This window comes from Cupriavidus sp. 8B (genome assembly GCF_054589115.1).
This window is the reverse complement of sequence record NZ_BAAILO010000211.1, coordinates 56,231-69,006: the sequence shown is the minus strand read 5'-3', so window position 1 is coordinate 69,006 and position 12,776 is coordinate 56,231. Positions and strand designations below refer to the sequence as shown.

The following is a 12,776-nucleotide window of genomic DNA, read 5'->3' as shown; positions in this document are numbered from 1 at the left end:
TCTGGCAGCCCCGCAAAGGGGCTGTTTTCAATTGCTTACATCCGGCCGCGCTTCGATCGTCAACGTCATCGGGGCATAGGCCGTTTTGTGCAGTAATGGGCATTGGGCCCAGCCCCGAGTTGCCGAGCCGACAGGCCAGCAGCCATGAAGTTTTCCACAGCCAGGAGAGCAAGCATGAAAAAATTGATCGCGATGTGCGTGCTGGTAGCCCCGCTTTTTGCCACCGGCGCCTTCGCCCAGAATGCTCCGGCCGCTGCACCTGCGGCACCGGCGGCCCCTAACACCCAGCAGGACAAGATGAAGGCTTGCAACACGCAGGCCACCGGCAAGAAGGGCGACGAGCGCAAGGCCTTCATGAGCAATTGCCTGTCCAACAAGCCCGCGGCCGCACCCGCCAAGAACAGCCAGCAGGAAAAGATGAAGACCTGCAACGCGCAGGCCACCGGCAAGAAGGGTGACGAGCGCAAGGCCTTCATGAGCGATTGCTTGTCCAAGTAAGCTGCCGGCATCACTTGCGGCGCGGACGTGTAAAAATGGCGAACCTCTTCGGTTCGCCATTTTTACTGGCGCGTCGCCGTCATGACGGCGTCATCACCTGATGTTATGCTTGTCACGCTATGCGCATCATACTTATCACCGGGATCTCCGGCTCCGGCAAATCCGTTGCCCTGAACGTACTGGAAGATGCGGGCTATTACTGCGTCGACAACCTGCCGGCTCAGTTTATCCCGGAGCTGGCCAAGTACCTCGCGGCGCAGGGCTACACCCATCTGGGCGTCGCCACCGATATCCGTAGCCGCGAATCGCTGGACGAGTTGCCCGGCACGCTTCGCGACCTCGCCTCCGAGCACCAGGTGCGGGTGGTCTTCCTGACCGCCAATACCGATGCGCTGGTGCAGCGCTATTCCGAGACGAGGCGGCGCCATCCGCTGTCGATGCGCGCGGCCATGGCTGGCCTCTCGGAAAATCCCAAGAACGAGAATCCTGCGGATAGCGCCGCCGAGGCCACATTCAACGACACCTCGCTGATCGAGGCCATCGAGATGGAGCGCGAGCTCCTGAGCCCGCTGGCGGAGGCTGCGCACCGCATCGACACCAGCAATGTGCGCACCAATACACTGCGCGCGTGGATCAAGGAATTCGTGCGCGGCGATGACATCAAGCTCACACTGCTGTTCGAGTCGTTCGGCTTCAAGCACGGCGTGCCCAGCGACGCCGACCTGGTGTTCGACGTGCGCTCGCTGCCCAACCCCTACTACGACCTGGCGCTGCGCCCGCTGACCGGCCGCGACGAGCCCGTGATCGATTTCCTGCAGAGCCAGCCGATGGTGCTGGCCATGGCCGATGACATCCGCGCCTATGTGGAAAAGTGGCTGCCAAGTTTCATCGCCGACAATCGCAGTTACCTGACCGTCGCAATCGGGTGCACGGGCGGCCAGCATCGCTCGGTCTACATCGCGGAAAGACTTGCCAACTATTTTCGCGCCCATGGTAATGTGCTGGTGAGACACCGCGAGCTCGCACCGGGCGGCTGAACGCCGCACCGCCAGGTTTCGCGGTCAGGCTCGGCAATCCCCGCCCGAAACCTTTGCTGGCTCAGCATGTCCTCACCCGCCACGCCCGGTTCATCCGCATCCAGCCCCGCCTCGCACAGCACCTCGGCGGCGCCTACGCTGGATAGCCTGCCGCTGTTTCCGCTGCACACCGTACTCTTTCCCGATGGGCTGTTGCCGCTGCGCGTGTTCGAAGCACGCTATGTGGACATGGTGCGCGCCTGCATGCGCGATCGCGCGCCCTTTGGCGTCTGCCTGATCGCCAGCGGTAACGAGGTCGCGCGGCCGGACGAGCCCACCCTGCCCGAGCCAATCGGCTGCCTGGCCGACATCGTCGACTGCAATATGGAGCAACTTGGCGTGCTGCTGATCAGCGCGCGCGGCCGCCAGCGCTTCCGGCTGCTGGGCCACAGCTTGAACCCGGATGGCTTGCTGGTTGGCCAGGCGGAATTGCTGCCGCCCGACATCATCGACTGCAAGCTGGAGCTGCTGGGCGAATGCCTGGCCGTGCTGCGGCGTATCGTCGCCTCGCTCCATGCGGAGCATCCAGGCAAGCTGCCTTTCACCGAGCCGTTCCTGTGGGATGACCCCAGCTGGGTCGCCAATCGGCTGTGCGAACTGTTGCCGGTGCCGCTCAAGGCCAAGCAGATGCTGATGGCACTGCCGGACGCAGGGATGCGGATCGAGATCGTGCACAAGTACATGCACCAGCACCACATCCTGTAGGGAAGGTGCGAATAAATCTACTGCGCGGCCCGTGGCAGGCGCTGCGGTGCTCGCCGTACGCATGTACGGCTGCGCTCATCGCACCTGCCACAGGCCGCTCGCTACGATTTCTTCGCACCTTCCGAGACGCTGTTAAAACAGACCGCCCTGGGCTTGTGCTTCCAGCAACTTGCGCACTGGGGCTGGCGTGCCTACTGCATCAAGAATCTACTGCGCGGCCCGTGGCAGGCGCTGCGGTGCTCGCCGTACGCATGTACGGCTGCGCTCCTCGCACCTGCCACGGGCCGCTCGCTACGATTTCTTCGCACCTTCCGAGACGCTGTTAAAACAATCCGCCTTGGGCTTGCGCTTCCAGGAGCTTGCGCACTGGCGCGGGCGTGCCTACCGCGTCCAGATCGTCCAGCGAAAGCCAGCGCAGCGCGGGGCCGCTATCTGCGTCACGCACTGCGAGGCCGGTGACGTCGACGCGGATGGCGCGGATCAGCAGGCGGAAGTGGGTGAAGACATGGGTGAGTTCGCCGACCATGTTGGCAGCGCCGGGATTGCCGAATTCACGAGCGCGCTCTAGCGCAGCGTCTTCGGCCAGCTCCGCATCGAAGGGCACGGTATCGACCGGCATTTCGGGCAGGCTCCACAGGCCGCCCCAGATGCCGCTGTCCGGGCGCAGCGCGAGCAGGACTTCGCGGCCGCGGCGGACCAGCAGCATCACGGTGCTGCGCTCGGGAATGGCGGCGCGCGGCTTTGGCGTGGGCAGCACGCCGGTCAGGCCGTCGCGGCGCGCCACGCAGTCGCTCGCCAGCGGGCATGACGCGGCGGCGGCGAGGCAAGCTGGCTTGCCGCGCGAGCATACGGTGGCGCCAAGGTCCATCACGCCCTGGGTGTAGGACACCATGTCCTCGGCTTGCGTGGGCCCCTTGGCTGGCAAGACCTCATCGGCAAGCTGCCACATGCGGTTCTCCACCGCCTTGACGCCGGGATGCCCATGGATGCCGAAGAACCTGGCAAAGACGCGCTTGACGTTGCCGTCCAGGATCGGCGAGCGCACGCCGGCGCTGAACGCGGCCACGGCCGCCGCGGTGGAGCGGCCGATGCCGGGGAGCGTCACCAGCACCTCGGGGTCGGTCGGGAACACGCCGCCATGCTCGCTCATCACGGCCTTGGCGCAGCGGTGCAGGTTGCGCGCGCGCGAGTAGTAGCCAAGCCCGGCCCACAGCGCCATCACCTCGTCCGCGCTGGCCTCGGCCAATGCAGCCACGGTTGGCAGGCGGCCGACGAAGCGCTGGAAATACTCGATCACCGCGCTGACCTGGGTCTGCTGCAGCATGATCTCGGACAGCCAGATGCGGTAAGGGTCGCGGGTGTTCTGCCAGGGCAGGTCATGGCGCCCGTGCATGCGCTGCCAGCCCACCACGCGCGCGGCGAAATCGGCGGGAACCGCGGCGGGGGGAAGATCGGAAGAAACGGCAGGAGAAGCAGCGGGCTTGCGGGGCATCGGGTACGTGACGGGTAAGGCAACAGGGCGACAGCGCCGGAGGCGGCGGCGCGTCATGATACCGCCTCGCCGCCACCGGCACTCGCGGCCAGCCTTGCGCCGGCCGCGCTTCAGGCCGCGAACGCCCTGAGCTGCCCCTCGTCGGCGTCCGGCTGCAGGATCCGCCTGGAGAAGGATTCGATGCGGCCGCTGCGATCGTCCAGGCCGTTGAGCACTTCCTCGAGCTGCGCGATGCGGCTCTCGAGCGTGTCGGTGGCCTCATGGATGCGCTCGATCGAATCGACCCGGCGGCGCAACTGCTTCTGGTGTTCGCGCACCTGCGCCTCCAGCGGCGTCATCACCGACTTGAGCCAGATCTCGATATCGCGGTTCAGATCGCGGAAGGTTTCCAGCACGCGGGTCGCGATGGTGGAAAACGCGCTCTGCACCAGCTGCGGGCGCGTGCGCGTGAGCATGTTCATGGCACCGAAGTGCGTGTGGGCCAGCGCCAGCGTCTGCTGCAGTTCGCTGACGTAGCGCGCGGTGACGAACTGGATCGGCGCGGGCAGCGTAAAGCCATGCTCGGCATTGAAGCGGCGGTACATGCTGTCGGTGAGCTGGTGGAGCTGGGCGATCTTCTGGTCCGCCTCGCTGACCAGTTCGCCAAGCCGCGTGAACAAGGCGTCCATGTCCTCGCGCATGCCGCGCGAGAAGAAACGCTCCTTCATCTGCTCGCGGCGCTCGCGCATGGTGCGGCGCACGTCGCGCAGCTGCAGGCTCTTGATGATGTCGGCGCTATGGCGCCCGAATACCAGCCGCAGCGCCTGGAACTTGGCGATGCTCTGCTCGAACTCTTCCTTCTCGGACTGCACGCGCATCAGCATGTGCTTGACCATCGCGTGGTTCTTGCCGCGCAGGCCGCGCAGCTCGAACAACTGCTCGACGATGCTGCGGCGGCGGCTTTGCAGCAGTTGCTGCGCGCCGCGTGCCATCTCCTCCACCGAGCGCTGCACCTGGTCGGCGACGATCTCGCGCCGCTGCGGGATCAGCTGGTCCGACAGCACGTGCTCGAATTGCGGCAGGCCGCTGCGCGCCAGCAGGTCGGCGTCGTTAGTGACCTTGGCCACCAGGCCCTTCTGCGCCGACACCGGATAGACGCGCGACTCGTCGATGCCCAGCACATGGGCGCTGGTTGTGACCTGGCGCGTGATCTCGGCCGCGGTCTCGGCGGGCGACTTGAGCGGGTCCCACAGGCCATCGATCTTGTTCAACACGGCCAGGCAGCCCTTGCGGTGGCCTGCGCTCACATGGCTGCGCCAGAGGTCGAGGTCGCTCTTGGTCACGCCGGCGTCGGCCGCCAGCATGAACACAACGACATGCGCGTCCGGGATCAGGCGCAGCGTCAGCTCGGGCTCGGTGCCGATCGCGTTGAGGCCAGGCGTATCGAGGATGACCAGGCCCTGGCGCAGCAGCGGATGCGGGAAGTTGATGACCGCGTGGCGCCAGCGGGAAATCTCGACCATGCCGTCGGCATCGAGCGCGTAGGCGGCGTCGGGATCGTTCTCGTTGTACAGGCCGAGCGACTCGGCCATCTCGCGCGTGACGCGGTTGGTCTCGACCACATGCCGGAACGCATCCAGCATGCCGTCGGGCGACGAGGGGTCGAGCGGCACCGTATGCCAGTGCGCGTCGACGTCAAGGAAATCGGCGGTGGAAGCTTCCTGCAGGCGCGTCTCGATCGGCAGCAGCCGGATGCACGGTGCCTCGGCTTCGTCGTAGCGCAGCTCGGTCGGGCACATCGTGGTGCGCCCGGCGGAAGACGGCAGGATGCGACGGCCGTAGTCGGCAAAGAAGATTGCGTTGATCAGCTCGCTCTTGCCCCGCGAGAACTCCGCGATGAACGCCACCTTGAGCCGGTCGCTCTTGAGCACGCCCTGGATGCGCTGGACGCGTTCGTCGGCCTGGGCGTCGTAGAGATCGTGCTGCTGGAGCCAGGAGCGGAATTCGGCCAGGGAGTTGAGTACCCCGGTTCTCCAGGCGCCGTATTGTTCGAATTGAAGGGCGAGGGTTGTCATTGGCACTGGGATCGGCTTGGCGAAAAGCCCCCGCGACGGCGCTGCAGGCCTGGCATCTTGATGTCCGATGGCCGGCACCCGGGCGGTGACATGGTGTCTTTGTAACACTTTTTTACGTTCTTCAAGATACAGGTTTACGGCGGACTTTTGTGAAATTCGAGCCGCCCGCCGCCTCTCCTGTTGCGCCGGGCCATCGGGTTGGCACCACATTCGCGGGAAGATAGGCAATCGTCACTCTCGTGCGGGCTGCGGCACGAGAGCCACCGGCACGCCCCCGCCGGACTCAGCGTTGGCAGGTCGGGCAATAGAACGTCGAGCGCTGCCCCTGGACGATCTGCCGGATGGTGGTGCCGCAGACCCGGCATGGATGGCCGGCGCGGTCGTACACGGCGCAATCCAGCTGGAAATAGCCACTGCTGCCATCGCTGCCGACAAAGTCGCGCAAGGTGCTGCCGCCGCGCTCGATCGCGCGGGCCAGCGTGTCGCGCACGGCCTCGGCAAGGCGCTCGCAACGCGCCAGGGACAAGCGCCCGGCCGGCGTGGTGGGGCGGATGCCAGCGGCAAACAGGCTTTCCGACGCATAGATATTGCCCACGCCCACCACGATGTCGCCGGCAAGAAGCACGGTCTTGATGGCCGCGCTGCGCCCACGTCCCAGCCGGTAGAGCCAGGCCCCGTCGAAGCGTGGGTCGAAAGGCTCGATGCCAAGCTTGCTCAGCAGCGGATGGGTCGGCAATTGCGACTCTTCGAGCAGGCTCCACAGCACCGCGCCAAAGCGCCGCGGATCGCGGAAGCGCAGCACTAGTCCAGTGCCGGCGCCGGACCGCGTATCCCCCGGGCCGTCCGGGTCGGCGAGGACCAGGTCAAGGTGATCGTGCGTGCCCGGCGGCGGCGCCTGCGGCAGCACCCGCAACGTGCCGGTCATGCCAAGGTGGATCAGCAGCCATCCGGGGGCCTCCCCGTCCGGGCGCACGCACTCCAGCAGCAGGTACTTGCCACGCCGCTCGATGCGCGCGATCACCCGCCCGGCCAGCTGCGACTCCAGGTCCGGCTCGACCGGCCAGCGCAGGCCGCGATGGCGCACCACCACTTCGGCAATGCGCCGCCCAACCACATGCGGCAGCAAGCCGCGCCGGGTCACTTCGACCTCGGGCAACTCAGGCATCGAACCTCTCCCTTTTGTGCCACTCAAACCGCCAGAGACCCCAGCCGTGCTAGTGCCATGCGGATAAGCAAAGCATTGTAGCGGCAGGCTACAATGCCTTTACCTTCCCCATCGCCTTTGAGTGCTGGAGTACCCACCCACATGTCGGACCGCCTGGACCGTACCCCGATGACCACCGCTCAATTTATTTCTCCCCGGCGGCCGCTGCGTCACAGGCTCGCGGCCACGGCTGCGGCCGCGGTAGCAGTCTGCGCGCTGGCGCCGCTCGCCAGCCATGCCGCGTCCGCGGACGGCAAGCCCGCGATGAAGGTCGCCGCGGAGGCCACCACGCCAATCCGCTCGAACCCGATGCCGCCGAAGATGCCCCTGCCGGCGGTGCCGCTGACCGCGGACATCCTCTACCGGGTGCTGGCCGCGGAAATCTCCACCCAGCGCGGCGTGGTTGGCCCCGCTTACCAGACGTACGTTGAGCTGGCCCGCAATACGCGCGACCCGCGCTTTGCGCAGCGAGCCACCGAGATCGCATTCAATGCCCGCAGCGCCCAGCAAGCGCTTGACGGCGCGCGGCTGTGGACCGAGCTTGCGCCGACCTCCGCCGGTGCGCGGCAAGTGCTGTCGACCCTGCTGGTCCTGAGCGGCCGATGGGACGAAGCCGAGCCCCTGCTGGCCCTGCAGCTCAATGGCGTGCCGCCGAGCCACCGGCCGGAGGCCATCCTGCAGATGCAGCAACAGCTTTCGCGCACCAGCGATCCGGCCGGGGCCGCCGCGCTGCTGCAGCGCCTGGTGGCCAACGACCTGAAGTCGGCCGAGGCCCACCTTGCCCTCGCCCGCGCCAAGGAAACCGCCAACGACATTCCCGGCGCCCTGGCCGAGCTCGACGAGGCCCAGAAGATCCGCCCCGACTTCGAAGCCGCTGCGCTGATGGCCGCCGAGCTGCGTGCCGACAGCGCGCCGGACCAGGCCATTGCCGGGCTGAAGGCGTTCGTCAACAAGGCCCCGGCCTCGGTCAACGGGCACATCACGCTGGCCCGCCTCTACCTGCAGCAAAACGACCTGCAAGCCGCGCGCTCGGAGTTCGAGACGCTGCGCACGATCGCGCCGAAGGATCCGCGCGTGCCGCTCGCCCTCGGCCTCACCAGCCTGCAGTCCAAGCGCTATGACGAAGCCGAGCTGTACCTGAAGGAGTACCTGCAGCTCGCCGAGCAAGTGCCGGCGGCCAGCCCGGATATCGCCTACCAGTACCTGGCGCAGATCGCCGAGGAAAAGAAGGACTATCCGGCGGCCGTGGCCTGGCTCGACCGCATCGACGACGCCCGGCTCGCGCCGGCGGCAGCCGTCAAGCGCGCGCAGTTGCTGGGCCGCATGGGCAAGCTCGACGACGCCCAGGCGGTATTCAACGACATGCTGGCCGATGCCGAGGATATTCCCGAGCCCGACCAGCGCGCGCAGCGCATGACCGCGATCCGCCAGGCCGAAGTCGGCATGCTGATCGACGCCAAGTCCTATGACCGCGCCCGCAAGGTGCTGGAGGAACGCGCCGCGGCGGAGCCGGACAACTCGGACTGGGTCTATGAGCTCGCCATGCTCGATGAGCGCGAGAAGCGCTACGACAGCATGGAAAAGCTGCTGCGCCGCGTGATCGCCATGCAGCCGGAAGCCAAGCAAGGCTATAACGCGCTGGGCTATTCGCTTGCGGACCGCAACGTGCGCCTGCCCGAGGCCCTCAAGCTGCTGGAAAAGGCCTCCGCGCTGGGCCCGGACGATCCCTACATCATGGATAGCCTGGCCTGGGTCAAATTCCGCCTGGGCCAGTTGCAGCCGGCCGCCGAACTGCTGCGCAACGCTTACGCCAAGGCGCCCGAGGCCGAAATCGGTGCCCACCTCGGCGAGGTGCTGTGGCAACTCGGCCAGCAGGACGAAGCCCGCAAGACCTGGACCGAAGCCGCCAAAATCGAGCCGGATAACGTCATCCTGATCGACACCCTGCGCCGCTACAACGTGCCGCTCTCCGCGCTGTCCAAGTAGCACCCTGCCGTCCGCAGCCGTCACGCAGCAAACAGATCACCCGCAATCATCCGCCGCCCGGCCCTCGCGCCGGGCCGGCAGCCCGGCGCCCGGCGGCGCCGGCGCGCACGCCAAACGCCATGCCCACATCCCGACGCCTTGCCCTGCTCTGCCTGAGCGCCCCCCTATGGCTCGCCGCCTGCGCCAGCATCACGCCCACGCGGCAGTTCGACGCTGGCGAGACCGCCCAGCCACGCGAGCTCAGCGGCCGTTTCGCCGCCAACTACGTGCGCTACGGCCGCGATGAAGGCGTGCAGGGCAGCTTCCAATGGCATGAGCAAGGCCGCAATGTGCGCCTGGACCTGATCTCGCCGCTGGGCCAGACCCTGGCCGTGGTCACTTCCACGCCTTCGGGCGCCACGCTCGACCTGCCCAACCAGGCACCGCGCAACGCGCCCGAGGTCGACACCTTGCTGGAAGAAGCGCTTGGCTTCTCGCTGCCGGTGGCGGGCCTGCGCGACTGGCTGCACGCCCGCCCCGCGCCCGGCAGCCCGGCGCGCACCACGCGCGACGACAGCGGACGCCTGGCTACCCTGGCGCAGAACGGCTGGACCGTACGCTACGTAGCGTGGCAGGAAGCCTCGCCCACGACGCCATCCACACCATCCACCGCGGCCGCGGCGCGCCCGCGCCGCATCGACCTGGCACGCGACGGCGAAGCCAACCCGCTCTCGGTACGCCTCGTCATCGATCCGGAGCAAGCACAATGAGTACGGCCCGCCCCCTGCCGCCGCCGGAGCTGCGCAACTGCCCGGCGCCCGCCAAGCTGAATCTCTTCCTGCATGTGACCGGACGCCGCGCGGACGGCTACCACACGCTGCAGACGGTTTTCCAACTGGTGGACTGGAGCGACACGCTGGATTTTTGCCGCCGCGACGATGGCCGCATCGAGCGCATCAGCGACGTGCCGGGCGTGCCGGTGGAGAGCGACCTCATCGTGCGTGCCGCTCGGGCCTTGCAGCAGGCTAGCGGCACCGGCTTTGGCGCGGACATCGCCATTGCCAAGCGGCTGCCGATGGGCGGCGGCATCGGCGGCGGATCTTCGGATGCGGCGACCACGCTGCTGGCGCTGAATCATCTGTGGGGGCTGGGGCTGAGCCGCGACGAGCTCAAGCGCATCGGCCTTGCGCTAGGTGCCGACGTGCCGTTCTTCGTGCATGGAGAAAACGCGTTCGCGCAAGGGATTGGCGAGGAGCTGACGACGGTCGAATTGCCCGACAGTTGGTTCGTGATCATCCATCCGCGCCAGCATGTTCCGACCGTGGCAATTTTTTCGGACAAGCGCTTGACAAGGGATACAGCGATCACCATAATAGCGGACTTCACTGGATGCACAAACAAGTTCGGTTTCGGTCGCAACGACCTGGAAGCGATAGCAACAGTGAAGTTCGGCGAAGTTGCCCGAGCCCTTGAATGGTTGAGACAGTACAGTCCACATGCAAGGATGACCGGTTCCGGAGCCTGCGTGTTTGCCCGATTTAACGACGAGCAAACTGCGCAGCAGGTACTAGACCGGTTGCCTCCCGAATGGGATGGCAGGTGTGCGAAGAGTTTATCGCAACACCCACTCGCAACGCTCGCATAAAAGTTTTTCGTTCGGCGTCGCAGGCAGTTGAATGTGACGATGGACGTACCCGGTTGTGTAGGGGAGTCGCCAAGTTGGTCAAGGCACCGGATTTTGATTCCGGCATTCGAAGGTTCGAATCCTTCTTCCCCTGCCATTACATCCTACAGTGTCCTAATGGACCTGCACGAAAAGCTGCCGGCACTAGCCGGCAGCAATCGTTCCCCCTCCAGCAGCAAGACAGGTGCACCGAATGAGCAGCGAAGGCTTGATGGTTTTTACCGGCAACGCCAACCCCAAACTCGCGGAGGCTGTCGTGCAGCACCTCGGCATCCCGCTCGGGAAAGCCCAGGTCGGCCGGTTCTCCGACGGCGAAGTCCAAGTTGAAATCCAGGAAAATGTTCGCGGCAAGCACGTCATCGTGCTGCAGTCCACCTGCGCGCCGACCAACGACAACCTGATGGAACTGATGGTGATGGTCGATGCGCTCAAGCGCGCCTCGGCACGCAGCATCACCGCCGCCATGCCCTACTTCGGCTATGCCCGCCAGGATCGCCGCCCGCGTTCGGCGCGCGTCGCGATCTCGGCCAAGGTGGTAGCCAACATGCTGGAAGTTGCCGGCGTCGAGCGGGTCCTGACCATGGACCTCCACGCCGACCAGATCCAGGGCTTCTTCGATATCCCGGTTGATAACATCTACGCCTCCCCGGTTCTGCTGGGCGACCTGCGCGAGAAGAACTACGGCAATCTGCTGGTGGTCTCGCCCGACGTCGGCGGCGTGGTGCGCGCCCGTGCGCTGGCCAAGCAGCTGAACTGCGACCTGGCCATCATCGACAAGCGTCGCCCCAAGGCCAATGTGGCCGAAGTGATGAACATCATCGGTGAAGTCGACGGCCGCAACTGCGTGATCATGGATGACATGATCGACACCGGCGGCACCCTGTGCAAGGCTGCCCAGGTGCTCAAGGAACGCGGCGCGCTGAAGGTATTCGCTTACTGTACCCATCCGGTCCTGTCCGGCGGCGCGGCTGCCCGCATCGCCGACTCCGAACTGGATGAAGTGGTGGTATGCGACACGATTCCGCTGCGCGACGATGCCATCCAGTCCGGCAAGATTCGCCAGCTCTCGACCGCATCGCTGCTGGCAGAGACCTTTACCCGGATCGTCAAGGGCGACTCGATCATGTCGCTGTTTGCCGATTCCTGATAGAATTCAAGGCTTTACCGCGTTTGCGGCTGTTTTTTTGGGGGTAAGACCCCGATTACGGCACGTGGCGGGGTTCATCGGGCTGTCTGGTCGCGGACAGCCCTCTTACATTTGGAGTCATCATGAAAGTAGTAGCCTTCGAGCGTAGCGTACAGGGAACGGGTGCGAGCCGCCGCCTGCGCAACGCCGGCAAGACCCCCGGCATCATCTATGGCGGCGCAGCCGAGCCCAAGATGATCGAACTCGATCACAACGCGCTGTTCCACGCGCTGAAGAAAGAAGCATTCCACTCGTCGATTCTCGACCTCGAAGTGGAAGGCAAGGCTGAGAAGGCCCTGCTGCGCGCTTTCCAGATGCACCCGTTCAAGCCGCTGGTCCTGCACGTTGACTTCCAACGCGTGTCGGCCACCGACAAGATCCACGTCAAGGTGCCGCTGCACTTCATGAACCAGGAAAACGCCCCGGGCGTGAAGCTGGGCCATGGCATCGTCAACCACATCCTGAACGAACTGGAAGTGTCGTGCCTGCCGGCCGACCTGCCTGAGTTCATCGAAGTGGACCTGGGCAATGCAGAACTGGGCCAGACCCTGCACCTGTCCGACGTGAAGCTGCCGAAGGGCGTGAGCGCCATCACCCACGGTGACGAAAACCCCACTATCGCCAGCATCTCGCTGCCGGCCGGTGGCGTGTCGGAAGCCGCCGAAGGCGAAACGCCTGCTGCCTGAGTACCCTGAACGCAGCCTTCGGGTTGTGCGACGGGACGGCTCTCGCAGCCGCAAGAAAAAACCGCCGGCGCGTCCGGCGGTTTTTTTTCGTGCCGAGGATCGCGTATGCTTGCCTCTGCCGGCACACCCGCGAACCGCAGATTTCCTGTTTGGCCCGCTTGCGGCCAAACCCAGCCGCGATGCGAAGCGAGCCGTGGCGGTGTTAGTTGCCGTATGGGGCGCCTCG

The 12,776-nt window shown here is 65.8% G+C and carries 11 protein-coding genes and 1 tRNA gene; 9 read left to right on the top strand and 3 right to left on the bottom strand.

Going from position 1 to position 12,776, the window contains the following annotated elements:
* Positions 1–174 precede the first annotated feature (174 nt).
* The 3 genes from ACYP5B_RS21295 to ACYP5B_RS21285 all read left to right on the top strand — a co-directional run bounded on the left by ACYP5B_RS21295 (position 175) and on the right by ACYP5B_RS21285 (position 2,279).
* The gene (locus tag ACYP5B_RS21295; protein ID WP_459570989.1) at positions 175–498 is read left to right on the top strand and encodes a PsiF family protein; all 324 of its coding nucleotides are present in this window, start codon (positions 175–177) and stop codon (positions 496–498) included.
* A gap of 119 nt (positions 499–617) precedes the next feature.
* Entirely contained in the window at positions 618–1,535 is a 918-nt protein-coding gene (rapZ, locus tag ACYP5B_RS21290; RefSeq protein ID WP_459570988.1) for an RNase adapter RapZ, read from the top strand.
* Between the two features lie 66 nt (positions 1,536–1,601).
* Positions 1,602–2,279 carry an LON peptidase substrate-binding domain-containing protein gene (locus ACYP5B_RS21285; protein WP_459570987.1) on the top strand — a complete coding sequence of 226 codons (678 nt, stop codon included), beginning with the start codon at positions 1,602–1,604 and terminating at the stop codon, positions 2,277–2,279.
* Between the two features lie 322 nt (positions 2,280–2,601).
* Here the strand turns inward: ACYP5B_RS21285 and mutY are convergent, their stop codons facing one another.
* The 3 genes from mutY to mutM all read right to left on the bottom strand — a co-directional run bounded on the left by mutY (position 2,602) and on the right by mutM (position 6,990).
* Complete coding sequence (mutY, locus tag ACYP5B_RS21280) at positions 2,602–3,771, bottom strand: A/G-specific adenine glycosylase (protein ID WP_400091479.1); 1,170 nt, start codon at positions 3,769–3,771, stop codon at positions 2,602–2,604.
* A 110-nt stretch (positions 3,772–3,881) separates the two neighbouring features.
* Complete coding sequence (locus tag ACYP5B_RS21275) at positions 3,882–5,825, bottom strand: dynamin family protein (protein ID WP_400091477.1); 1,944 nt, start codon at positions 5,823–5,825, stop codon at positions 3,882–3,884.
* A 283-nt stretch (positions 5,826–6,108) separates the two neighbouring features.
* The gene (gene mutM / locus ACYP5B_RS21270) at positions 6,109–6,990 is read right to left on the bottom strand and encodes a bifunctional DNA-formamidopyrimidine glycosylase/DNA-(apurinic or apyrimidinic site) lyase (RefSeq protein ID WP_459570986.1); all 882 of its coding nucleotides are present in this window, start codon (positions 6,988–6,990) and stop codon (positions 6,109–6,111) included.
* Between the two features lie 141 nt (positions 6,991–7,131).
* On the opposite strand from mutM, the gene ACYP5B_RS21265 reads away from it, so the two are divergent.
* The 6 genes from ACYP5B_RS21265 to ACYP5B_RS21240 all read left to right on the top strand — a co-directional run bounded on the left by ACYP5B_RS21265 (position 7,132) and on the right by ACYP5B_RS21240 (position 12,550).
* Complete coding sequence (locus ACYP5B_RS21265; RefSeq protein ID WP_459570985.1) at positions 7,132–9,015, top strand: tetratricopeptide repeat protein; 1,884 nt, start codon at positions 7,132–7,134, stop codon at positions 9,013–9,015.
* 119 nt (positions 9,016–9,134) lie between these two features.
* Positions 9,135–9,764: a lipoprotein insertase outer membrane protein LolB gene (gene lolB / locus ACYP5B_RS21260; RefSeq protein WP_459570984.1), complete on the top strand. Its 630-nt coding sequence runs from the start codon at positions 9,135–9,137 to the stop codon at positions 9,762–9,764.
* Positions 9,761–10,639: a 4-(cytidine 5'-diphospho)-2-C-methyl-D-erythritol kinase gene (gene ispE / locus ACYP5B_RS21255; RefSeq protein WP_318231594.1), complete on the top strand. Its 879-nt coding sequence runs from the start codon at positions 9,761–9,763 to the stop codon at positions 10,637–10,639. Before lolB ends, ispE begins: the two co-directional genes overlap by 4 nt.
* Before the next feature lie 59 nt (positions 10,640–10,698).
* A tRNA-Gln gene (locus ACYP5B_RS21250) sits at positions 10,699–10,775 on the top strand.
* Between the two features lie 96 nt (positions 10,776–10,871).
* A complete protein-coding gene (locus ACYP5B_RS21245; RefSeq protein ID WP_017229695.1) occupies positions 10,872–11,825 on the top strand; it encodes a ribose-phosphate pyrophosphokinase in 954 nt (317 codons plus the stop codon).
* Between the two features lie 122 nt (positions 11,826–11,947).
* On the top strand, positions 11,948–12,550 hold the full coding sequence (locus ACYP5B_RS21240) for a 50S ribosomal protein L25/general stress protein Ctc (protein ID WP_267605409.1): 603 nt from the start codon (positions 11,948–11,950) through the stop codon (positions 12,548–12,550).
* Positions 12,551–12,776 lie beyond the last annotated feature (226 nt).